This is a genomic window from Bariatricus sp. SGI.161 (assembly GCF_050313695.1).
Classification (GTDB): Bacteria; Bacillota; Clostridia; order Lachnospirales; family Lachnospiraceae; genus JAFBIX01.
In genome coordinates this window covers 42,341-65,259 of sequence record NZ_JBNPLX010000017.1, presented here as the reverse complement: position 1 = coordinate 65,259, position 22,919 = coordinate 42,341, and the positions used below count along the sequence as shown (strand labels likewise).

Here is a 22,919-nt window from a genome sequence, read left to right as displayed (position 1 = left end):
CCTCCTATAAATATTGAAATCTATATAAAAGCAAAAATCGCGTAATTTTTGCCATTTAACAAAATTTTTTTATTTCTTTCCCAGCAATCTTCTTCATTGCCTGAACCATTTCACAAAGATATGTTGGAATTCCTGACGCTTTACCAGTTTCTGTCTGTGCCATCGCTGCACAGGAATGGCACAAATTAATATTTTGGCATTTACCGCAGATTCCCGACAAAGATATTTCGTTGCTGACCGTTACCAACTCATCCCACGCTTCTGTAAGCGAACGATTCATTGTATCTACTTTGGGTTGATTCATCATACCGCAGGGCATCATCCATCCATCCCAAGTCATCCAGTAACTTGCCTTTCCCGCACGACATCTGATCTTTCCATCCACCGGATCCATACAGCTTTCATCCAAACCCGGTGGTACAACACACCCATCCAGGATATTCTGTAAAAATTCCTGATATCTTTCATCTCCATTTTGAAGGTGATATGTCTTCATTCGATACCATGCCGACTCTTCTGGCGTAAATCTTTCATTTTCCCCCACCATGGAAGAATCTCTTCTGACGGGCGGAAACATATATGTCGCTACATCTAATATCAGTTCCCGATCCTTGGCATATTGTATCATTTTTTCCAGGTCACACACATTGTACGGTGTCAGAGAACAATTTAATTTCACTTGAATTCCTGCATTTTTTAATCGGTTAATCGCTTTGTCAACCTTTGCAAATACTCCTTGTACTCCACACAATCTTCCATAGGTATCATCATTTATCCCGTATAGAGTAATATTAATTCTTCTTGGGGGTAATGACTTTAATCGCTCAATCGCATCGTCATCCACCATAGAACCATTTGTATTAATAGAAACCAAGAATCCCATCTGTATTAATTTTTCATAAAGTTTCCAGAACTCTGGCCATATCATCGGTTCTCCACCAGTCAGCAGTAGATACAACGTTCCTGCATCATATGTTTCCTTCGCAATTCTCATCCATTGCTCCAAAGTCATCATTTGCCTTGGACTTACGGCCACATCTGCTGCAGTCTTACGTACATAACACATCCGACAAGAGAAATTGCACATCGGTGTTAACTCAAATGTACCACTAAGAGGGATCTTCCTGGTTCCCGCTTTATGAAACATATAATCTGTCAAAGGAACCGAGCTATGATTCTGCCGAATCATTCTGCCACCTCCTGCCCTATAGTATTTTTCAATGTTTTAACCGCCTCATAATCTGGTGTACATGCAAATTCATATACCGGAATCTCTGTTACCAGATTTTCCAAAAGATTACATGCCACTTCGACACACACAGAATTCCAAGTGCTGATTGTTAATTGTGCATATAGCTTTTGAAAAGCTTCTGCCACACTCAATCTTCGAATTGTACACTCTTTTGCCTGTTCAAGTATTGCAATTGCTCTCACTGAAACATTAGCATTAATATGATATCTGGAAGAGCCTGCATATGGGGATCCATATGCCATCCATTCTCCACTCACCTCATCCTTTCGGAGAATCGGACGGTCTCCATTAATCACTTTTGCACCTTCATATCTACACCACAATTCTCCCTGCGTAGATTTTCCGATTCCTGATCTGCCGGAAAATAAAATCCCACCTAACGGAGTCTCCACACAGCATGCATGCACTATCATTCTTTGTTCCCGAAGCATAATATCTTCCCATGCACTATGAAAAAATGCTCCATTCGTATGATTGAGATTCTTCTGTCCTTCATTGATATACTCCACCGTGATTATCTTATGTTTCCAGTCACAGTGCTGTATAGCATATGGACGAGCACCTTTCCCTTCTTCTTTAAATTGACGAACAAATCCGCCATACCCATCAAGAAATATGTCTATTCCCATCAATTTTTGCACAGGCTCTTTTCTACAACATTCCAACTCTTCTACTTGCCGAAAAACCACTCTATAATCAGGATTGTCTTCCACGCAGAAATGAATAAATTCTTCACCAACTTTAATCTTCCAATCAGCCTCAAACCCTATAACAATCTCTCCGATATTAAATCGATTTGTTTTTAGGCACTTCATTATGATGTGAAAAGATTGTAGCTATCTGATCCCGTCTGTATACAATAATCTTCATAAATTTTTTTAAAATCACTTATAGAGTATGTACATATTCCTTCGTTAAACACTGTCTCTCCGGGATCTATCAGTCCAAAAAGTTCCTCGCTGTCATAATCACAATCATCTTTTGAATGATTCATCGCCGGGCTGCAGTTTGCTACCGTATGCGATAATTGAAAATCTTCAAAAATAAGTTCCGGTTTTACATATGGTTTCATGTTTCTTTTCCTTCCTTTCTCCTGGCCAGCATCTTTATAAACTGGCATCGGTTCTATCTCTTACTCGCCGCCGTGACTAATCCTGACGACCGCTGCTTCTCCCATGTAACACTCCTCTACTTGAAGAGCAATGCTTTCTCCTGCAGATATTTTATCCACAGGATAACTATATGTCACACCGCCAAAATATGCTTCTTCAAACAAGCAATGACAGTTAACACTCAAATTTGTCAATTCTTCTTCCGATATATTTGTCAAAGTCACTGTTGTATCTTGCACTTCCACTGTTATTTTATCCTCCATCAAAGGTACCATATCGTCAAACTGTGCTTTACAAGATACATCCATACAAGCAATCGAAAGATCATAACTAGCATTATCAATAGCATATACCCAAACCTTTTGTCCGGATGGAACATCCTTTGCCACAAAATCAATCTCTGATCCATCTTCCAATGTCACTGTTATTTTTACATCTGACAGATACTCGTTTGATTTATTAACAATTTCGAGGGCCGCAATATCTTCTCCTGATTCATCATTACAATCAGGATTAATTCCTGAATATTGAAACAAAGAGGAGATCTCTATTTTCCCATCTTCCAATTCATATGGAAAATCAATGGTTTTAACCGTTTCTTCTTTTTCTTCTGAAGTATCTTTTTCCTTCTTGAATCCAGATACTTTCCATAACACACCCAACAAAACAATTAAAACTATAAGCATGCAAATAATAATCCAAGCATTTTTCTTTCTGCTTTTTCCACGTTTTCTTTTCTTTCTTATATTATTTCGACTCATTATATTTCCTCACACGATTCAATCAACACACCAACTTTTCTCATCTGGTCAATAAACGCTCTCACATCTGTTGTTGCTGTTTCACGATCTATAATATATTCATCTAAAATAGCATTAACCATTTCCTCTTCTGTCGTTTTATTCTGCAATTTTTTCCACAACAAAAGACCGCTTTCACTCAATCGAATCATTCCATGAACTCTTAATGCTGTCTGTCCTGTTGGGATTAATAAATACTCCCCTGCAATTTCTCTCAATATCATTTCTTTAGACACTTGCAAACAGGATTCTTTAGAAAAGTTTTTTTCAGAGCTCTCTATTCTTGCCACTGGCTTATGATATACTTTTTTCATTAATAAAAAATAACCTTTCTTATTAGATTAGATGACTATTGCATTTTGTTATTGATACTCACACAACAACAAAACTATATAAATTTCGATTTATCGAACTCATGTACGTCCAAAAATCGTATAATTATGGAATCTTGTTCATTATAACTCAGTTATATTTCAATTCCTCATCTTAAAGTATTAGTTTTTTTACACTTTTTCTTAACAACCATTCCTCTTATCATAACTTGACCTGGCAATCATTGATTTTCTGACATCCACGGGCATCCGAGTCGGTGAACGATAACTTTCCTCTATCGCTCATCGAGGATTCCTTCTTCTTTTCCTTTCCGGATTGCCTGAACACGATTGTTCACGCCCAGTTTTTTATACAAATTATAAATATGTGTTTTTACAGTGGGGAGCTTCAGGTTCAGTTCCTCGCAGATCTGTGTATTGGTAAGCCCCCGGTTGATATCCTGTAGTATGATCGTTTCCATCATGGTCAGCTGTTCTTCCGGAGTATCTTCTGCGCCGGAACTGCCTGAGCGCATTCTGCGCTTCGCACATCGCAGGACAACCCCCATATAATCCGCTTCCGGCATGCGAAGGACATTTCCGTAATTATACTTTTTCTTCCTGTTCCATCCACCGGGCGAATTTTTGCTGAGCCAGTCTACATAGTCTTCCAGTAATGCTTTTCCGATCCTGTCATACTCGGTATAAAATCCGACGTAGCGAGAAGTTCCGTTTACCACAAAGGACTCAATCGTATCCTTCAGTGCCTGTCCTTTTCTCTTTCCCACCCAGTGAATCACCGCCTGCTGAAACAGGGCTTCTGCCAGATGTTTATAACGTCTGTACAGCTGCAGATAAGGGACCAGATAATGCAGGATCTTTTCTGCACGCTTATACTGGTTCAGCTGCAGACATCCTTTGGCCCGGCAGCACAGTACCGCATAACATGCTTCATCTGCCAGAGTTTCCGCGCTCTGCTCTGCACTGACCAGCCATTTTGCCAGATGCTCCCTCCGGTTTTCTGCCGGTGCATACAGGCAGAGTACGGCATCTGTCAGTCTTTTGCATACCAGATGCTCCTCCTGCTGCAGGGACAATGCCAGCTTGCGGATAGAACCGCTGTGTTCTTCTTCCGGCATCACCTGCTGCAGCCTGCAAAGCAGATACACTCTTGCCAGTCGCTTCTGCCAGATGGTTTGCCTCTGTTCCTGCTGCGCTTCCTTTCCCTGCTTCTTTTCCTGCCTGTCTTCCTGGTCGTTTTCGGTATCCTTCAGAAGCAGCTTCCAGTCATCTACCGATATCGCATCTCTTCGTTCTGTCTCCAGGTAGTATTCAATCCTCGCAAGCCGGTAACAGATCCACGCTTCCTTTCCAAGGCGTTCCTTCCACAGCCTGGCTTTTCGGTTTTCTTCTTTTTTTGCGCAGGCAAATAATCCGGACAGATCGCGCAGTCCGCAGAGACAGGAATAGGAATATCCCTGTATGTCATATAATTGTATATGTTCTTTGTCCTTCGTGTATGTTTTCAGAAGTACAAGCCAGCTGTCCAGATCCAGATCCGGCTGCCGATACGTCAGATTCAAATAGATCTCTCTTTTCCTGCTATCATCTTCTGGCGCCGCATTCAAATTCTGAATCTCCGCCTTAAGTCCATTCACCTGCTGCCTCGCATAACTGCAGATCCCCCTCAGATAGCAGAGCTCCGGTTCATTTCCTTTCCAGTTCATAACCTCGGCATACGGGATCCCCAGTAACGGAACCTCTGAATAATGCCGGAGCATGCAGCTTCGATAAGCTGCTTTTTCTTCCGACTCTTTCAGACACTGGAGCGCTTCTTTGATATTTCTGTGCTTTTCATACCAGCTTCCCAGTCGCTTCCAGAAATCATTGTCCACATTTCGGACATGATTTGCCTGCAATATCGGCGCCGCCATCCTGTCATTCTTCTGCAATATTGGCGCTGCCTTCCACCGGTTCTTCTGCTTATCGTGCACAAGCAGCCCTTTTCTTCCAAGCCTTTCCAGAAGATCGGATGTATTCCTGTCCTGCCACACTTCGCTGCACAGATCCTCCGTTATCCAGGGGCATAAGATCGCGCGCTGTATCATTTCCCGTTCTTCGTTGGGCAATGGATCCAGCATCTTCCGCCTCACATAAGTTCTGATCTCATAGGACTCCATCCACGCTTCCACAGAACCGGATTGCTCCGCTCCTTCGCCGGAAGACAGACGAATTAGCATATCTGCACAGCCGGCCCATCCTCCGGTTCTCTTATAAATGTCTTCCGGACTCAGATTGCTGTTATAGTATTTCACCAGATTACTGATCTCTTTCTCTGTAAACTGCAGGGTTTTCTGTGGAATGATCTGCATCTGTCTTTTCCATACCAGATCCAGGAATGCTTCTTCCGGCCAATCTCTGCCGGCAATAATCACTTTACATTCCGACGGCATCGTACGGATATAGTCCGCAATCCTCGCCACACAGGCTTTTGAAACAGATGCATCCATCCCGTCAAACATCATCCACTTTGTTCCGGCAAAAGAATCCCATTCTTCCCTGATCCGGTCAAACCGCTCCATTGCATTCGCTTCATCCCGCAGATCCAGCGCCTGTATCTCCACCTCCGGATGCTTCCGTCTCAAAGCCCTCATGGCACACGTCTTTCCGGTAGTCGCGGCCCCCTCAATATAAAATAGAAGGGAATAATTCTATTCCCTTCTCCAATGCTTCTGTCTTATCGATATACAATAATTCTTTCCCTGCAGATATCTCTTTCTTATTCTTCTTCATCTTCCGGATCCCCTGTTAATATACCTCCGGTTATCAATGTATCCAGAAATTCCCGGACATCTTCCCTTGCAACACTTTCTTCCACATCGTATTCTTCCAGAATATTATGTACAATCTGGTCAAATGTGACCTCTTCCCGCAACATCTTCCATATAGAAACGCCCACTTCATTGACAGTGATCAGACCGTTAAATTCCAACACAGTCTTTCCGGTTGGAATAATTACGTAATCACCGGCAATTTCGCGAAGCACAAATTCTTTCTTAATTCTCATGTCTACTTCCCTCTATGCCATTCTCTGCATATTCCTTTTATCCATATTATTATATCCCATGAAGTTAGCAATTTCAAGACTAATGCACTTCTTGAATTTCCACAATCTTATCCACCAAACTTCAAATCTGCCGGATTACTTATACACAACTTTCAAAAAATACCTAAAATATAAGGAATCCTGTTCCTTTTTGATGTAAAATTTAATCACCATAAAAAATCATACTAAACAAAAAGCAGATGTTCCAATTGGAAAACTTTCGAGTATGAAAACGAAAGGCAATCAATGCATTAAATTTTTATCTTACTTTATGCATGGCATTTCTGGGTCATATTTCTATGAAGTCGGAGACAAATGCCCATAAAGTTACAATCATGCAGGCCGCAGATCCGAACACAGAAAAATAGCATTCTGCTATTACCGGCTGGCGAAATGTATCTCAGGCTTACTATCGTATGCAAAAGAAAGTGCCTCTATTCATAAGACTGTCACTCTATACCGCTCAAAAAATTGGCAGATTGGTGCTTTGGAAGATTCTACTTTTCTATCTCTTCTTCTGCCTGAGCCTTCGTGATATGGAACTTCCCGACAATACCACCTGCTTTCCCTTTACAACAGGATTTTATCATACATCAAAATGGACGCCTGTAAAGCCTCTGCCTTCAGACGTCTCTGAACATTCATTTACTAATCTCTATCATCGCTATCTCTGGTCGATTATGAAATCTTGGAAGCAACTGACCATAGCTTCCCAGTCCGCTGGTCACGAAGATATGCATATCATCCTTCTGATACATCCCATGCACATATTCCGGGAACCACTCCTGATCTCCCCCATACAGTCCGCCCAGAATTGGAAGCACCACCTGTCCTCCGTGAATGTGCCCACTGATGACCAGATCTACATCCCACACAGAGGATGCGTTCCCAAGACAGAAACTCTCCGGACGATGTGACATCATAAGTTTCAACCGGTCTGTATTCTGATAATCTTCCAGGAAGCTCTTTACCGGTTCAGGTGCGTTTTTTGCTTCATCATTTCCATCAAGGGCGAAAGCATAATCATACATTCCACCAATTCGGATCTGCACGTTATTTATTTCTATATCTTTATACTCCTCATCCAGTACCACAGCCCCTGCCTCTTCCAATTGCTGAGTCAATTCTGCATGCCCATTCTCCATGTAGGCAAGTTCATGATTACCAGGAGAAAAATAGACCGGTGCAATTTCTGCCGACTGTTTTATTAAATCACACAGCACATCTGCATTTTCCGAATCCTCGTTTAGAAAATCTCCATCCAGCAGAATAAGATCCGGCTCTTGTTCTTTTACCTTTCTTACTAACTTCGCATTCCCTTCTCCGAACTCATGATCATGAAGATCCGATAATACTGCTATCTTAAGTCCTTGCCCCTGCTCCAGCTTATCGCTTTGATACTCATAAGTACGCACGATCAGCCAATGAGAAGAGCACCAGATCTCTCCCAGGATGAGGACGATAAGTAGAAGAACGATACTGACAAAAATATTCTTATATCTTCTCACCTTTTTACTATTCTCTTTCATATCAGCTCCAGTGCTTCTTTACCTCTTGTTCAGCCTGCTCCTTTGTAACATCAAATTTCTTCATGATTCTTTCTATAGCCTCTTCCATGGAGATACCAAATTCCTTCAATGTTTCTATTGTCACACGGATTCCACACTCTATTCCCTGCTTTACATAAAAATGACCATTTCTATCATTTAGGCAAATGATTTTCGAGCAGTTTCAGTCTTTCAAGAAATCTTTCATATATCTCTTCTCTGCCTGAAAACCATTCTTTCTTCACTTTAGCCACCTGATTTAATCCCACTTTTTCTACTGCAGCTAATGCCGCTTCTTTTTGCGTACATTTTTTCGAATCTGTCGTCAGACAGTTTGCCCCTTCTATTCTATCGTACGCTGAAAAAGCTTTATTAAAATCCATCAGATCATAAAGCCTCTCCGGCTGATTATCGCTATTGCGAACAAGAAGTCCCCAGTTTCCCCAATGACGATCCGTATTCCCTATCAGATAATCTAAAATATTCATCATATAATAAGAATAACCGTCAAGCTCCAGTATATAGTCCAGAGCATTCATATTCTGATTTAGAGCAAACACCTCAAAAGCTTCTCTGGAGACAAGACTATATTTAAGAGAAGTCATGATTTTACTGCATGAAACCAAAGTCCCATCAAATAACTTTTCTGAGTAAACCACCTGATTACATTGACAGATCTTACTGGCAAGAATCTCGTTCTCAACGGCAAGACTTCCTCCATCCTTCAAAAGCCAGAAAGTATTGTTTTTTCTCAGCCATGCTTTTGGAAACGAACCATTTGTTGAAAGATCGTCAGCAATCAAATGGCTGTTTTCTATCGTCATCTGTCTGCCGCGCAATGCCACATCCACGAAAGCATTAGATAAATGATTTTCAAACAAATTTATTTCACGAAATGTAATCTTTTCTTCTTCTCGTTTTACCCAATAGATATCCGTAAGACTAAGGCAATGATAGGATAATGCAACCTGTGCACGCTCCTTATCTGTAGAAGCCTGGGTGGCACCGATACTGTTTAGCAATTCCTTCGCATATTCACGGTCAAGTGTCAGTACACGAGAAGCACACCAAAAATAAAAATTGGCAAGATTATTAATAAACGTATCCAGCTCTTCACCACCATCTTCCAGATACAGATTATATGGCATAAAATCCTGATCAAAAACAGTACAACGCCCCTGAGTATCTATCGAAGCGACTTTGCGCTCCCCATGCATAATCTGGTATTTTACGTAAGTCATAACTCCACCTTCTTCACACGACTCTCACTAATAAACCTATTGTAAAAGAAATTCATTTCATTTTCCATAAATAATTACTTTTTCTGTCGTTACCAATTTAAATATTGTTTTATCATCCATATCAAATACAACGGAATGCTGTATGTTTTTGTCTCTGAGACTTCATGATTCCCAACATTTTTCATGGAAAATTTAAATCCAACATCCGGATGATATTTTTTACAAAATTGCTGATAGCTCTTAGCCCGTGTATGAAGTTCCGCCTTTGCCTCCATCGGAATAACCATATCGTCATACTCAAATAGAAAATCCAACTCAGCTGTGTTCCCGGACCTCCAGAAATAAGGATGTATTCCCTGTGATATCAATTCATTTAATACAAAATTCTCTGTAAAAGCCCCCTTAAAATTTTTATATAATTCTGAATCTTCCATAATTGTCCTGTGAGAAACACCTGATTTTCTCCGAAGTAATCCCACATCTGCCATATATACTTTGAAAAAAGTCGCATCAGCATAAAATGACAGCGGAAGTTCCGGATTCTTCACTAATTCCAACCGATGAACCAGTCCTGCATCGACAAGCCATTCCAAAGCATCTTCCAATTCATTTGACCTCTTTCCCGCCTTAACGTGAGAAAACACAAATTTATTATTATCCTTTGCCAACTGCTTAGGAATGGACTCCCAAATCCAGCCAAGTTTGGGAATATCTGTCTTAGGTGCATGTTTTGCGAAATCACTACTATAATCCAGCAAAATGTTATCCTGCAATTTTTCAATTTTTTCAAAATTATGTGTCTCCACCCATTTTGCAACAACTTCTGGCATTCCGCCCACAATATAGTAATACTTTAACGCTTTTTCTAATGCTGCTGTATATAATTCCGGAAGTTCCCTTCCTTTTTCGTACCTTTGTACACCCTTATAAATAGCTTCCCCACCGTCTGCTCTCAGAAACTCCGAAAATGTCATAGGATACATCTGCAGCCTGTCAACTTTTCCAACCGGAAATGAAATATTATCCCGTTTTATTGATACTCCCAGCAACGAACCTGCACAAATAATATGTAGTTCACGCTTATTTTCACAAAAATATTTCAAGGATGTAATCGCATTAGGACATGCTTGCACTTCATCGAAAATCACCAGCGTTTTACCTGGTATGATTTCTTTTCCCCGTATGATATTTCCCAGCTCATCCAAAATCCTGTCAACATCAAAATCATATTCAAATACAGAGGCCAGGCCTTTGTTTCCTTCAAAGTAGAAATAAGCAACATCTTCAAAATATGTTTCACCGAACTCCTTACAGACATATGTTTTCCCACATTGTCTTACACCAGTAATAAGAAGTGGTTTCCTGTCTGCTGAATCTTTCCATTCTATAAGCTGTTCCATAACGTCCCTTTTCATGTTTTCATCCCCTTCTCCAATATGTTATAACCACAATTTATCACATTATTCACAGGTTCTCAACAAAAATTCAACGTTTTTCATATGAACTTTTGTTTTTTTCTTGCGTTTTTCATATGAACTTTTTCATTTTTTCTTTCTTTTAAACACGCTTTTCCCGTGGTATAATGGTATCAGCATTATTTTACAATTAGGAGGAATCTTTCATTGAAACATCATCGATTCTTACTTTCTCTGGCAAAAGTCGGAGTTATTGCTATTATTACCATTGGTTTGGTATGCACAACAATTCAAAAAGCATCTGCATTAACTGAGGAGACCGAAATCGAATCTGTGACATCAGAAAATTCTGAAGCGCAAAAGCCAGAAAACTCTGGGATATCTGAAACAAAGCCTTCAGATTCTGAAGATAGCACAAGTTCTGAAGGTTCTAATAATACGAAGCCTGACGACACCACGGATTCTGAGAACGATTCGGATTCTTGGAATATTACCGATTCCGGCGAAGTCTCTGATCCTGAGGAGGGTACGGACTCTGACAACGCAAATGATCCTGAAGATATTACTGATTCCGACGAGACTTCTGACTCTGAGGATAATACGGACTCTGACGAGACTTCTGACCCTGAGGAGGGTACGGATTCCAACGAAGCTTCTGGGTCTGAGGATGGTACAGATTCCGGCGAGATTTCCGATTCCGATAATGTTGTAGACTCTGGCGATGCTAATGTTCCTGAGGATAAAAATAACGGTTCGGATTCTCACCAATCATCAGAGGCAAAATCGAATCTGTCTACGCAGTCTGAGGCAACAACTTCTTCGAAAGCAACGATCCGGGATGAAAGTTCCGATGCATTTTACATAAAGCGAAGCTATGATCCATCCGAGACTTTTGTCGAGCTGAATAAGCGGATTAAATATAATGCCGCACTCCCTCTTGACAATATCCCGTCTTTTATCACTCAGGAGATGATCATTGCTGCATTAAAATGTCAGGACGAGACCGGATATCCAGCTTCAGTAACGATTGCTCAGATCATTCAGGAGTCTGGCTTTGGTAAATACGGACCAGGCGGAGAAGACCATCAGGGACTTTCTTATCTTGCTTACCAGTATTGCAACCTGTTTGGAATCAAAGGCACAGGAACCGCCGGAAGTGTGAATATGCGAACCGGGGAGCAGACTTCTTCCGGAAAATATTACACTACTACAGCCGGTTTCCGTGTTTACAACACCTATACAGAATGTATCGAAGACCGTACTGAATTGATCAAAAGAGTTTACAGTGACTTAATTTCCGGAGTGACAGATGCCAATACTTTTGCTGTTCGAATTGGTTCCCGCTGGGCAACAAGTCTTCAATATTCTCAACATCTGATCCAGCAGATGGAACGCTATGATTTGTATCGTCTGGACGGCATGACACTTATGGATTTCAGTGTAATGATCGGACAGTTTTCTGATCCGTGCCCAGGTTCCTACCTGACAAGTTCCTTTGGATATCGTGACTTTGATCACAAATTCCATAAAGGCATTGACCTTGGCACTAACGGCCAAATTCTTCCGGTGTATGCTGCTGAATCTGGAACGGTTGTCCGGGCAGAATATGACAGTCTCGCCGGTAATTGGGTTCTGATTGACCATGGCAATGGACTTATTACAAAATATATGCACTTCAGCCATACTTTTGTCAAGGAAGGGCAAGAAGTCACCAAAGGGCAGCAGATTGGTCTTACCGGCACTACCGGAAGATCCACAGGGATACATTTACATTTTCAGGTAGAAGAAAATGGAGTTGCCGTAGACCCGACAACTTATCTTTCTACGGAAGAGTAACTGACACCGTCATCTGTACACCAAACAATCAATAGCAAAAAACAGGCTGGGAATCTGGTATTACACCAAATTCTCAGCCTTATTATATGTCTGTATTTCATATCTGCGTTTTATATCTATGTCTTATATTTCTGCCTCATCTAGTTTCTTCGCCATGACCGGATTCTTCTGACACTTTCTTTCCCAATATTTCATTACATAATGCTTCGCAGCATGATGACTCATCCTCTGGCAACTCTTCAATCTGTTCCTGTTCCATCTCCGCCCCGATTTTTTCAAACGTATCTGCATCCATGATATCTTTCTGCAGATTCGTCACATTATCCAGAATCTGTGTAAATTCTGCTGATAATGTGCGAAGAGAATCCGAATACTGCTGAAGGATATTTGCGCAGTAATCTTTATAAACTTCTCTCATCTTCTCTTTTTCTTCAATGACACTTTTCTGTTCTGCTGCAAGACTTCCAAGCTTTTTATTCAATTCCGTATTCAGCATATCCGATGCCTGAAGGCGTTTTTCGTATCCTTCTATCAGTTCTTTCTCTTTTTCCTCCTGCTCTTCCGTAAATTTCCGGAACAGTTCCACGATTGCACCTATTTTCTTATAGACATCTTCTCTGTCATATCCTCCGAAAATAGTCTTTTTAATCTTCATGTCATTAATATATTCGTTAATCTCCTGTAATCTATCCATGTATATACACCTGCTTTCTCATATTGTATCTCACTCGTAGAAAAAATTCTGCTCTTAGATTCACTGTTTTTCTATCGGAATCTGTCCTGTTACTCCCAGTAGCTCACGCAGCCCCTTATGCTCATTATAGAAATCTTCCAGACGTCCGGATATCTCAGCCCAGCGTTTTTCAACACCTTCACTGGCTTCCTGCTCCATCGCCTCACAGCGTTCTTTCGTCTTTCGTTCCATCTCCGCACAGATCTGTTCCTGACGTCCGCTCAACATCTGAATATTTTCCAGATATTGCTGTGCTGCTGCCTGTGCTGCCTCAAATACTCCATTCAGCAAAACAGATGCTTCTGCAATTGAACCAGCCTGGTCAATACAGATTTCCCTGTCATCCAGCTTCTTCTTTAACTCACTCACCTGAGCGCGAAGCTCTTCTACCTCTTTGCTCTGTGAAATCAACATCTCCAGCAATTCTGCACGATTTAATTTTCGCAGTTCTTTCTCCGTCATAGTTTTTCTCCTGCTTTTCTTTTGTCTTTCTTATTATATCTTAGCCAGAATTGCATTACAACCCTTTTTCCGCTCTGTCACAACGCACCGTCACACGGCTTTTCCCACCATAAGTACAGGTAAATAATGTCAGGTCATACTCTCCTGAAGTCATATCCTCTACTGCTGTAGGATTCAAGGTATCGATTGCCACTACCTCATATCTGATCGTAATTCCATTTACATCTTTAAAAATAACCTCTGCTCCTATGGATAACCGGGATAGCTGACCGAAATGCCTGGCATAATTATGAGCCATAAGCACCATATCGTCACTCCAGATAGAGCCGGAATAACGACAAGGCGCAATTCTAAGCTGCGGATAGCTCCAGTCAGACATGACCGGAAGCTCCAATCCCAGAGATGGAATACTGAGATAACCGATATATTCATAGCCATCAATCTCAATTGTAGGCATATCTCCGGAATAATTTATTCCTTCGTCATCTGTCGGCGATATCTTATCCGAATCAATCTCATCCTGCAATTTTGGCAAAATATCCGAAGCCGCTTTCTCCGCTTCAGAAGCTTCATGCTGGTTATATAGGAAAATGGACAACGCTCCCAGAACAAGCGCTGCCCCTAAAATCATGCAAGTAATTCCAATTTTACGTCTCATCGTCACTCTTCTTTCGTCCAAAACATAATACCCAGCCAATAGCAAATAACACCATTCCGCTCACGACAAGCAGCGGAATCGGCCAATTTAGCTGTCCAGTCTGAGGAAGCTTTGAAGTTGTCTTCGGGGGCGTTTTCTTTCCTGAATCCTGACCAATAATATTTACCTTCGGACTTGCATCCACTTTGTATATATATTTTCCACCTTCCACATCAGGAAGACCAACAAGAAACGGATTCGCTTTATTATATCCCTCAGCCGCCTCATACTGTACCAAAAGATACAATCCTAACTCCCAGTCCTTAAAAGTCACAACACCTTTGTCGGACACTTTTTTCGTTTCCCCTTTATCTTTCACATTTTTCTTTGCGTATTCAGCCAGACGGGAAGCCAGTTCCGGTGACTGTATATCCTCAAAAGTCTCGCCACAGTCTGCAAAATCTCCAGTCGGGATAAAACTGTAATTCCCATCATCTTCGTAAATCTCACCTACCCGGTAAAGAGTAAGCGTACCGCCAGGAACAATAACATCCTTATTATCTTTTTTTACATGCATCGTAACTGTAATACTTCCCTTTCGTGTCAGATCCGGCACTTCTACGGCAGACACGCTCATGCTCATACTGCAAATAAGTGTTAACATTACAAGGAGAGATATGATTCGTTTTCTCATATTCCTTTCCTCCTATTTCTTTCTGCGTTTTGGTATCAATAATTTAATCAGTAACAACAATAATAAAGGTACGGCGATAATCGACGCAATGATAAGCGGCTCTATCTGAACTGCATCTGACGTAACATGAGCAAGTCTTGATGCTATCGCATTTTCCACGCGATGCCCCCTGACAAGCAGCCGATGCGTATTAATGCCGTAAGGTGTACATGTAACCAGTGTACACAGATCTTTTCCCTGTTCAATCTGCAAGGCTTCTGTATCATCAGGCTCCACAATAAGGATCTGATCCACTTCATATGTCAGCACTTCATCCAGAACACGCAGGACAAAAGTATCTCCTACTGACATTTTATCTAAGTTCGTAAAAAGCTTAGCGCTTGGCAGTCCCCTGTGACCGGAAATCACACAATGCGTACCTTCTCCGCCCACAGGCAGACTCGTCCAGTCCAGATGTCCCACTCCGATCTGGAGCACTGCATCATCCGTTCCGTGATAAATCGGAAGCGAAACGACCAGACTCTCTATTTCAATATAACCCATGATGCCAGTTCCGCCTACGTTCAAAAGGTCATTATATTCCTTTTTTTGCTCTTCACTTAACGTATACTGGTTCCCACGTCCGAGAAGTGTCCGGTTATATTCCTTTGCCGCCTCCAGCATTTTCCTGTACTCCTCTTCATCCAGGTTTGCCACCTCTTCTGAATAACTTGCAACTGCCCTGGATGCATGAAAGGAATTCCAGTAATTACTGAGGGAAGGATACAGCAGCAAGGACAATCCTATCAGAAATACAAATATTAAGATAACTGTTGAAAAATGTTTCCTCATTATGACAAGACTCTCCTTGCCGTTGTAAGTCGAGGGCAGATACCTCTGCCCCCGGCATGTACGGCAATATTATTAACGCTCCATGTTACTCATGCGCTTTTTTGCAACCAGAAAAACTACTGCAAACAGTACAAGCAATCCACCAAGAATGTAGAAGATTGTCGTTCCCATTCCACCAGTCTCCGGTAATGTAGAACCAGCTTTGTTTACAACATCAGTGGACAGAGAGCCTTCTGTAGTGTTAGATGTAAATGTAATCTCACCAGTCGTTGCATTTCCACTCAGGGATGTAAGAGCAGGATTATCAGACAGAACATCATGCTCTGCAGTAATTGTAAACTCGATTGGTTCAATGGTGTTATATCCAGCAGGTGTTGTTGTCTCAGTCAGACGATAGTTTCCATCATCAAGACCTGAGAATGTGAAAGTCGTTCCTTCGTCATTCTTAACTACTGTGATAGCTTCCCATTTACCTGTCTCTTTATTATACTTCTCAAGAGTAAATTCTGCACCTGTCAGAGGGTTGCCCTCGCCGTCAACTTTATTAATGATTGTCTTGTATGTAAATACGATAACTACATCCTTCGGAGTATTGCCAGTCTCATTGTCGCCCTCTTCGGATTTATTCGGATTGTTGGAGTACTCCAGATAAACCTCATTTGGGTTACCGGTAGAGCCAAGTACTGCATTTCCATTCAAAGTAGCTGTATATTCTACTGTGATCACAGAGCTGTTTCCGGCGCCAAGTGCTTTCACATCATCACAGGAAACAGTGAGAGTAGTTGTTCCGTCAGCATTGACAGTAGAAGTAACCGTAAATCCATTTGTTTCCTTGCCGCCAATATAAACCTTTGCGCTTTTATCATCATATGTCAGACCCTTGGACAATGTATCGTGGAATACAACCTTGTATGTTGTGTAAGAAGAAACATTATCAGCCAAGGTAGCCTTCAACTGGAATGGAACGGAATCGCCGATATCATAGTCAGCGGAATCCTGCCAGCCAGTCATAGCATCATCAGTGGAATCATTGATGTCTTTTACTTTTTTCTCAACTTGCGGAACATCAGACTTTGGATCTGCCTCAACATTTCCTACAACCTGAACGATATACTCTGTGTAAGCGTCATTATCACCTGTCAAAGAGTCATTCTGATCTTTTACCAGATAGTAACCTGCTGCCAGACCAGAAATTACATATTTACCCTCCGATACTGTGCTTGCAGAAGCTGCTGGAGTTGTCAAATAAGGCGCAACTTCCTTTGCGAATGCTTTTGCATCGGCTTCTGTTTTTAAAGTTTCAGCTTTAGCAGCAGCGTCACCTAAAGCGGTCTTACCAGCTTCTGACACACCAGAACCCCATACAATATTACTAAGAACCTTGTTACCGGCTTCATTGGTACTCAAATCACCAGTAAAGATCTGGTAAGCTTCATAGATGTGTCCTTCTGCACTATTATTGATAGTAATAGAATAAGTTTCCGCTGCGAATGCAGTTGCTGTCATGGCAAAAGCCATAATCAGCGCCAGTACAAGACTAGCTATTTTTTTCATGTTTTTCATATTATGTTCCCTTTCTTTTGTAATTTTTTATCGTGGAATCCGGCCCGGCGCAAATGGTTTTGCCGTGTCCCTGGAGGTCTAATCTATCCTCCTTTCACGCTTGCGCCTCTTTCCGAATCCCCACATCAAAGCAGCCCCCATCAGAAGCAGACCGCCAATTGTGTAATAATAAGTTCCCTTGCCACCGGTTTCAGGGAGTTCATAATCTCCACCTTCCCGGGTATTGGTAATCACTACAGTAGAACTATCGGTTGTCGTTCCCGTAAAGCCTTCCCCGGTGACCAGTGTGTAGAGCTTCGCGGCATTTGCTGGATTTTGCTCTGTTGTAGTGTTGAATTTGCCATCTGCATAGATGACAGTACGTAAATCTGTTGGATTCCAGCCATAATTTTCATGTCCCTTAAGCATCCCATTCTCAAACATCATATTCGATGCATAATTAGCACCGGATGTACTTTTCAGATGATTGCTATTGGCTGCTTGTACTAAAAGCCATGTATTTGCAGAAGTACCATTACATTTTAGAATTGTTCCGGTATGTCCTTCTTTTTCTCTGGTCTGAGCGGTAAAAATACATCGCGAATCAATACCATCAGTAGCATACCATGTATTATATGCATTCCCATTTACTTCAAGATTTCCTGTTTGTTGTATCACACTCTTTACATCCGAAGTATCAAATCCTCTATTCTCGTGATTGGAAGCGATATATAGCGCCTTCGTGCCATCCGCACTTACTATCAGATACTGCTGCCCGACGGTTAGCTCTGTTGCCGGAACCCACCAGCTTCCCTGTCCCAGGGAAGTACTTCCGGAATCATCCAAAGATGTCGTAATCTCATAGCTTGCCGTATAACCCGGAACCTCAACTTCCTCTACGGTATACTCATGTCCTGGTTCCAAATCATCCCACGTATAAGTCCAATTATTATCAGCATCCAATGTCCTCCGTTCAACTTCTTCTCCATCTTTCTTTAAGATCACCGTAACAGAATCTGTACCTGAACCGCCTTCCCATTTCTTCTGAACCGTAATCTTTGTCGGTTCCACCAAATGGTTCGTAAAGGTTGTCCCACTTGTTAACGGAAGAGAAATGATACCACTCTGGGAAGTATCGCTCTGAGAAATCTGGTTCCACGTTTCTCCATCTTTACTGGACTCTACCTTTACAGATGTGACGGAATACGTGTACTTAATCGTATCACCATACCAGGTAACTCCATCATCTCTTTCCACTGTCACAGTCAAACGGTATAGGGTGCTGTCATATTTAATTGAAGTATTTCCTTCATCCGTCTCCTCATATATATAGTAGACAAATGTGCCCTCCTGCTTGAAGGTCAATTGATGGTCAAATGTAATCTTTCCACTACTGTCACAGGTACCACTTGCAATAACTGTTCCATCTAACTCTGTCATTGTCACTTTGAAGGTAAAATCATTATCCTCAAGTGACTGTGCATTTCCACTGCCATCCACAAGCTTCTTTGTCGCCTGCAGTTCCACACGTGCCGGTACTTCGATATTCACCGGAACACCAATGACCAGATTTCCGTTACACATGATACCGCCACCATGAGTATAAGAGTAGTTCCCATTTATGAAAACCTTAGCTGCACTTTTTGCTGCCGATTTTGCCTCCTCTGTCGGATGTGCCTGAAGTCCCATAACACGCGATGCTGTAAGAACATCCTCTGCATCTGCAATTACCGGCTGATAGTCTGCACTTCCCTGCCAGTTGGCCGCATTATTTCCAAGCATCGTGCCGGTAACAGTACTATTCAGCGCACAGAAGAAATCTGCATGTCCATTACTCTGGAAGACTTCCGTACATATTTCTTTATCAATTTGCTTGACACCATCTGATGTAAAATGAGGACTATCTCCGTCTACGGTATCCGTATTGTCATAAATTGCACAGCCCTCCGTAACATACAGATAAAGATTACCGGTAGGACATCCTGCTACACCGGCACCAAAACCACCTGCTGTATTTTCTGTAATCAATGTATTTTTTAGATTCAATGTAGAGCCATCGGCACAGAACAGACCGCCGCCGCCCCAGTGTCCTGTATTTGGAATTTGATTGTTAGTAATATAGCCTCCGGTAACTGTACCAACACCATTTCGGTCAATGGCAACACCGCCGCCCTCTGAGTGAGTCGCTACATTAGCAGAAACAAAACCACCAGTCATAACAAAGGTCGTTGCTTTTCCATAATCTGTACGGATTCCGCCACCGCCCTGTGCCTGATTTCCGGTCACATAGCCACCGGACAGTGCCATAGAAGAGGTACCGCTTAAGCATACACCGCCGCCACCGTCAAAGTAACCATCATGCGTCGCCACATTATTGGTAATATATCCACCGTTCATCGTAATTTCAGCATTTGTATCTGAGTATATTCCGCCGCCGCCGCAGCGATATGCACCGCTTTCGCTGTGATCGTTCCAACCTCTGGTCGTGCGGTTTGCAGTGTTGCCACTGATTACGCTGCTTGTAATAAAAACCTTCGTGCTTCCAGTCGCATAAATCGCGCCACCGTTATGTGCAGTGTTTCCTGCAAGTACGCTGCCGGATAGATTCAGTGTACCGCCACTTGCTTTCACTGCACCGCCAAAACTGGTATTGTCTGTCTTACTAGATGACTGTGTAAATCCACAGATATAACCGCCACTCATATTCGTCGTACCGCTGGTCTGTGTGATCGCCCGTCCGGTACCACCTCGGATCATACCACTCTGAATATTTAATGTACCGCCCGTCACCTGAAATACCGGCCGACTTCCACCCACGATAGCTCCTGCGGTACTGACTGTGCGCTTCTCCAATGCTTCCTGCGTCGCTCCGGTTGCACTGTTTTTAACACTTGTCGTTGTAACATAATATGTCAATGAATCCTCTGACAGGGTAGCTGTATTTCCCGCCAGACTGCCGCTTGTAGCTGTCACAGTTTCAGTTCCCTGTTGACTATTCACAATGGTTAAGACTGCGTTCTCTGGAATCGTAAATAAAGCTGCTGTTCCCGATGCTGAAAGAGTACGTCCATTCAAATCCAGTGTGATATTTGCATTTGCCGTAATTGTCAGACCCTCAGACACTGAGATATCAGTTTTCAGTTTAATATTCTCATTTCCGCTTGCAATCGCTGTCTTCAGCTGTTCTGCAGTACTCACTTCATTTGCATTCACCGCCAGCAGCATATACACGGAGAAATGTTCTGCATCAAAGCTTACCTCGTCATCGTTCACGGTTGTGTCGATTGGCTCGGGTTCACCTTTCTCCGGCACATAATAGATCTTCGGAGTCAGTTCTTTATCTAGCTTATCTGGATCCAGCTCGGAAGACTGAATTGATACTTTCAGGCTTTCTCCTTCTGCCGGCTCATAGATCGTGCCATCTTCCAACACGATAGAGATATCATAAGCACATAATACCATCTGCTCTGATGCCTGTTCTGTGCTAATATCAACAGGATAAGCACACACCCTTGCATTCTCCGGAAGATTTCCTCCTACAGTAATCACTGTAGCATCATCGGAAATTTCCTCGCAGCTACTGTCTGTATAGATTACAGCTGTCTGACTTCCTTCCGCCAGATTTACTGCTGTTCCTTCTTCTGCCTCTTCCTCTTCAGCATCTTTTTCGAAACAGGCATCCGAATGCAGGTGCTCTGTTTTCTCACAAATCAGGACTGGCTCCACTTCGGTCTCAACAGTTTCAAAACAACTGTCATCATGCACATGCTCCAGCACTTCTAACTTTCCACAGATGAGATTGCCGTCCGCGTCATAACATTCTTCTGTATGCTCATGAGGATTTTCGTCTGTAATCTCCGGGAGCTTGCAGACTAACTCATCATCCTGATAACAGCTTGAATTGTGCGTGTGGATAAAGTAATCCGCATATCCACAGATTACGTTTCCTTCTTCGTCATAACATTTTTCTGTGTGCTCATGGGGCTTTGCTGTACACGCCAGGCGTGATACCTTTTCCACAGTCCTGTAACAGGAATCGGTATGCTCGTGTTCCTCCAGACCGCAAATCGAACCTTTGTCCAAAGTAATCGCCGGAAGAATCAGTACGTAAGTTGTACAGAATACGACTGCGCAGCCTAACACACAGAGTATCTTTTTCCATATTTTTTTCGTCGACGATGCCTGTTGTATCTTTCGGCATCCTTGATCATTCTTGTATTCATATAAATCCGCTCCTTTTAGGAGTTTAGTTTATCATTCCGAAATCTGTCAGCGGCCATACGCAAAATACGATTTTCCCGACAATCTGTTCCGTTGCCACACTGCCCACCGTACTGCTGCGGCTGTCCACAGAGGTCGAACGATGATCACCCATCAGAAAATACCGAGATTCCGGTACCTGATACGGGAACTCCAAATCACATTCTCCTAATGCTTTCTCCGTCAGATATGGTTCATCAAGTTCCTCTCCATCTATAAATACCGTGCCATCTTCACGGATATCTATCCATTCTCCGGGACCGGCAATCACACGTTTTACCAGCAATTTATTTCCAATATAAAACGCGACCAGATCACCCTTTTCAAAATCAGATCCCTTAATTGATACGACAATCTCTCCCTCTTCCAGAGTAGGTGTCATAGATGTGCCATATATTTGCAAAACCGGTGTCCACAGTGTTGCAACTAATACTGCGATTGCAGCAACAACCACCAGTGTATAGACTGTGCTGCGAAGCACATTCGCATAGCGGTGTTTATATCTTTCCCGCTTTAATTCTGCTTCCAATTGCGCGATTTCGGGTATCTGTAACTCTCGTTTTCGCTTCATGTTGTCCTCATCCTTACTTTTGTATTTATAACGTACAGTAATTCCCGAAGTTCGGTATATTCCTGACAAAAGTTTTCCAACCTGTTCTCCACTTCATCCCAATAAGCCCGAGACTCGGCTTTGGCTTTCGCAATCATCTCTGCACATTTTACTTTTGTCTCCGTTTCCATAGCAGTACATCTCTTCTCGGTCTCTGTTAACCGCTGTAAAACTTCCTCCTGACATGACTGCTCCATCTGAGCACAAACTGCTTCCTGATACAGGCTGAGCCTTTGGATATTTTCCAGATACTGTTGGCCGGCGGCCTGAGCAGCATCAAAAACTCCATTCAGCGCCAGCGAAGCCTCCGCAATAGACCCGGCTTCATCAATCGCTATTTGTCTGGAATGAAGCTTATTTTCCGCCTGTTCCATCTTATCTTCAAGCTGCCTGATTTTTTTACTCTGGGTGATCAGCATTTCGAGCAGATCAGCTCGAGACAATCGTTTCAATTCCTTTTCCGTCATACCAATCATCCTTACACATTTTTGGAATTGTTCATTTTGATATTATAATAGTTTCTGCGTAAC

General features: G+C 42.3%; 21 protein-coding genes. 1 reads left to right on the top strand and 20 read right to left on the bottom strand.

What is annotated here, in order from left to right; genetic code table 11:
• Window positions 1-55: 55 nt before the first annotated feature.
• From ACQRBH_RS11075 to ACQRBH_RS11025, 11 genes are all read right to left on the bottom strand, one after another.
• Window positions 56-1,189, bottom strand: coding sequence for a radical SAM protein (locus ACQRBH_RS11075; protein ID WP_427761734.1), 1,134 nt, complete (start codon window positions 1,187-1,189; stop codon window positions 56-58).
• Entirely contained in the window at window positions 1,186-2,067 is an 882-nt protein-coding gene (locus ACQRBH_RS11070) for a hypothetical protein (RefSeq protein WP_427761732.1), read from the bottom strand. The genes ACQRBH_RS11075 and ACQRBH_RS11070 overlap by 4 nt, the downstream gene beginning before the upstream one ends.
• Complete coding sequence (locus tag ACQRBH_RS11065; RefSeq protein WP_427761731.1) at window positions 2,067-2,372, bottom strand: hypothetical protein; 306 nt, start codon at window positions 2,370-2,372, stop codon at window positions 2,067-2,069. The genes ACQRBH_RS11070 and ACQRBH_RS11065 overlap by 1 nt, the downstream gene beginning before the upstream one ends.
• A 12-nt stretch (window positions 2,373-2,384) precedes the next feature.
• Complete coding sequence (locus ACQRBH_RS11060) at window positions 2,385-3,125, bottom strand: hypothetical protein (protein WP_427761730.1); 741 nt, start codon at window positions 3,123-3,125, stop codon at window positions 2,385-2,387.
• Window positions 3,125-3,478, bottom strand: a complete 354-nt coding sequence (locus ACQRBH_RS11055) for a PqqD family protein (protein WP_427761729.1) — start codon at window positions 3,476-3,478, stop codon at window positions 3,125-3,127. Before ACQRBH_RS11055 ends, ACQRBH_RS11060 begins: the two co-directional genes overlap by 1 nt.
• Window positions 3,479-3,771: 293 nt before the next feature.
• Window positions 3,772-6,129: a response regulator transcription factor gene (locus ACQRBH_RS11050; protein ID WP_427761727.1), complete on the bottom strand. Its 2,358-nt coding sequence runs from the start codon at window positions 6,127-6,129 to the stop codon at window positions 3,772-3,774.
• 125 nt (window positions 6,130-6,254) lie between these two features.
• A complete protein-coding gene (locus tag ACQRBH_RS11045; protein ID WP_427761726.1) occupies window positions 6,255-6,542 on the bottom strand; it encodes a PqqD family protein in 288 nt (95 codons plus the stop codon).
• 680 nt (window positions 6,543-7,222) lie between these two features.
• Window positions 7,223-8,110 (bottom strand): metallophosphoesterase, encoded by an 888-nt coding sequence (locus ACQRBH_RS11040; RefSeq protein WP_427761724.1) that lies wholly within the window; start codon window positions 8,108-8,110, stop codon window positions 7,223-7,225.
• A 1-nt stretch (window position 8,111) separates the two neighbouring features.
• Window positions 8,112-8,234, bottom strand: coding sequence for a hypothetical protein (locus tag ACQRBH_RS11035; RefSeq protein WP_427761723.1), 123 nt, complete (start codon window positions 8,232-8,234; stop codon window positions 8,112-8,114).
• A gap of 49 nt (window positions 8,235-8,283) precedes the next feature.
• Window positions 8,284-9,369 (bottom strand): hypothetical protein, encoded by a 1,086-nt coding sequence (locus ACQRBH_RS11030; protein ID WP_427761721.1) that lies wholly within the window; start codon window positions 9,367-9,369, stop codon window positions 8,284-8,286.
• An 89-nt stretch (window positions 9,370-9,458) separates the two neighbouring features.
• The gene (locus ACQRBH_RS11025) at window positions 9,459-10,784 is read right to left on the bottom strand and encodes an ATP-binding protein (protein ID WP_427761720.1); all 1,326 of its coding nucleotides are present in this window, start codon (window positions 10,782-10,784) and stop codon (window positions 9,459-9,461) included.
• A gap of 207 nt (window positions 10,785-10,991) precedes the next feature.
• Between ACQRBH_RS11025 and ACQRBH_RS11020 the strand changes: the two genes are divergently transcribed.
• Window positions 10,992-12,620 carry a peptidoglycan DD-metalloendopeptidase family protein gene (locus ACQRBH_RS11020; RefSeq protein WP_427761718.1) on the top strand — a complete coding sequence of 543 codons (1,629 nt, stop codon included), beginning with the start codon at window positions 10,992-10,994 and terminating at the stop codon, window positions 12,618-12,620.
• A gap of 136 nt (window positions 12,621-12,756) precedes the next feature.
• Here ACQRBH_RS11020 and ACQRBH_RS11015 read toward each other — a convergent pair whose 3' ends face one another.
• From ACQRBH_RS11015 to ACQRBH_RS10975, 9 genes are all read right to left on the bottom strand, one after another.
• Window positions 12,757-13,314 carry a hypothetical protein gene (locus ACQRBH_RS11015; protein WP_427761716.1) on the bottom strand — a complete coding sequence of 186 codons (558 nt, stop codon included), beginning with the start codon at window positions 13,312-13,314 and terminating at the stop codon, window positions 12,757-12,759.
• Between the two features lie 60 nt (window positions 13,315-13,374).
• Complete coding sequence (locus ACQRBH_RS11010) at window positions 13,375-13,815, bottom strand: hypothetical protein (protein ID WP_427761715.1); 441 nt, start codon at window positions 13,813-13,815, stop codon at window positions 13,375-13,377.
• A gap of 55 nt (window positions 13,816-13,870) precedes the next feature.
• Window positions 13,871-14,473 (bottom strand): sortase, encoded by a 603-nt coding sequence (locus ACQRBH_RS11005; protein ID WP_427761713.1) that lies wholly within the window; start codon window positions 14,471-14,473, stop codon window positions 13,871-13,873.
• Window positions 14,463-15,146: a hypothetical protein gene (locus ACQRBH_RS11000; RefSeq protein WP_427761712.1), complete on the bottom strand. Its 684-nt coding sequence runs from the start codon at window positions 15,144-15,146 to the stop codon at window positions 14,463-14,465. Before ACQRBH_RS11000 ends, ACQRBH_RS11005 begins: the two co-directional genes overlap by 11 nt.
• A 12-nt stretch (window positions 15,147-15,158) precedes the next feature.
• Window positions 15,159-15,977, bottom strand: coding sequence for a class C sortase (locus ACQRBH_RS10995; RefSeq protein WP_427761710.1), 819 nt, complete (start codon window positions 15,975-15,977; stop codon window positions 15,159-15,161).
• 72 nt (window positions 15,978-16,049) lie between these two features.
• Entirely contained in the window at window positions 16,050-17,540 is a 1,491-nt protein-coding gene (locus tag ACQRBH_RS10990; RefSeq protein WP_427761709.1) for an isopeptide-forming domain-containing fimbrial protein, read from the bottom strand.
• Window positions 17,541-17,618: 78 nt separating this feature from the next.
• Entirely contained in the window at window positions 17,619-21,662 is a 4,044-nt protein-coding gene (locus ACQRBH_RS10985) for a Cna B-type domain-containing protein (protein WP_427761707.1), read from the bottom strand.
• A 103-nt stretch (window positions 21,663-21,765) separates the two neighbouring features.
• A complete protein-coding gene (gene lepB, locus ACQRBH_RS10980; RefSeq protein ID WP_427761705.1) occupies window positions 21,766-22,350 on the bottom strand; it encodes a signal peptidase I in 585 nt (194 codons plus the stop codon).
• Window positions 22,347-22,856 (bottom strand): hypothetical protein, encoded by a 510-nt coding sequence (locus tag ACQRBH_RS10975; RefSeq protein ID WP_427761703.1) that lies wholly within the window; start codon window positions 22,854-22,856, stop codon window positions 22,347-22,349. Before ACQRBH_RS10975 ends, lepB begins: the two co-directional genes overlap by 4 nt.
• Window positions 22,857-22,919: the final 63 nt, after the last annotated feature.

What these genes read in the sequence shown, in the direction of transcription:
- ACQRBH_RS11065 (WP_427761731.1), bottom strand. Translation starts at nt 2,372, where the DNA reads ATGCCAGTTTATAAAGATGCTGGCCAGGAGAAAGGAAGGAAAAGAAAC.
- ACQRBH_RS11070 (WP_427761732.1), bottom strand. Translation starts at nt 2,067, where the DNA reads ATGAAGTGCCTAAAAACAAATCGATTTAATATCGGAGAGATTGTTATA.
- ACQRBH_RS11015 (WP_427761716.1), bottom strand. Translation starts at nt 13,314, where the DNA reads ATGGATAGATTACAGGAGATTAACGAATATATTAATGACATGAAGATT.
- ACQRBH_RS11045 (WP_427761726.1), bottom strand. Translation starts at nt 6,542, where the DNA reads ATGAGAATTAAGAAAGAATTTGTGCTTCGCGAAATTGCCGGTGATTAC.
- ACQRBH_RS11060 (WP_427761730.1), bottom strand. Translation starts at nt 3,125, where the DNA reads ATGAGTCGAAATAATATAAGAAAGAAAAGAAAACGTGGAAAAAGCAGA.
- ACQRBH_RS11055 (WP_427761729.1), bottom strand. Translation starts at nt 3,478, where the DNA reads ATGAAAAAAGTATATCATAAGCCAGTGGCAAGAATAGAGAGCTCTGAA.
- ACQRBH_RS10990 (WP_427761709.1), bottom strand. Translation starts at nt 17,540, where the DNA reads ATGAAAAACATGAAAAAAATAGCTAGTCTTGTACTGGCGCTGATTATG.
- ACQRBH_RS10995 (WP_427761710.1), bottom strand. Translation starts at nt 15,977, where the DNA reads ATGAGGAAACATTTTTCAACAGTTATCTTAATATTTGTATTTCTGATA.
- ACQRBH_RS10975 (WP_427761703.1), bottom strand. Translation starts at nt 22,856, where the DNA reads ATGACGGAAAAGGAATTGAAACGATTGTCTCGAGCTGATCTGCTCGAA.
- ACQRBH_RS11050 (WP_427761727.1), bottom strand. Translation starts at nt 6,129, where the DNA reads ATGAGGGCTTTGAGACGGAAGCATCCGGAGGTGGAGATACAGGCGCTG.
- lepB (WP_427761705.1), bottom strand. Translation starts at nt 22,350, where the DNA reads ATGAAGCGAAAACGAGAGTTACAGATACCCGAAATCGCGCAATTGGAA.
- ACQRBH_RS11040 (WP_427761724.1), bottom strand. Translation starts at nt 8,110, where the DNA reads ATGAAAGAGAATAGTAAAAAGGTGAGAAGATATAAGAATATTTTTGTC.
- ACQRBH_RS11010 (WP_427761715.1), bottom strand. Translation starts at nt 13,815, where the DNA reads ATGACGGAGAAAGAACTGCGAAAATTAAATCGTGCAGAATTGCTGGAG.
- ACQRBH_RS11005 (WP_427761713.1), bottom strand. Translation starts at nt 14,473, where the DNA reads ATGAGACGTAAAATTGGAATTACTTGCATGATTTTAGGGGCAGCGCTT.
- ACQRBH_RS11000 (WP_427761712.1), bottom strand. Translation starts at nt 15,146, where the DNA reads ATGAGAAAACGAATCATATCTCTCCTTGTAATGTTAACACTTATTTGC.
- ACQRBH_RS11025 (WP_427761720.1), bottom strand. Translation starts at nt 10,784, where the DNA reads ATGAAAAGGGACGTTATGGAACAGCTTATAGAATGGAAAGATTCAGCA.
- ACQRBH_RS11030 (WP_427761721.1), bottom strand. Translation starts at nt 9,369, where the DNA reads ATGACTTACGTAAAATACCAGATTATGCATGGGGAGCGCAAAGTCGCT.
- ACQRBH_RS11075 (WP_427761734.1), bottom strand. Translation starts at nt 1,189, where the DNA reads ATGATTCGGCAGAATCATAGCTCGGTTCCTTTGACAGATTATATGTTT.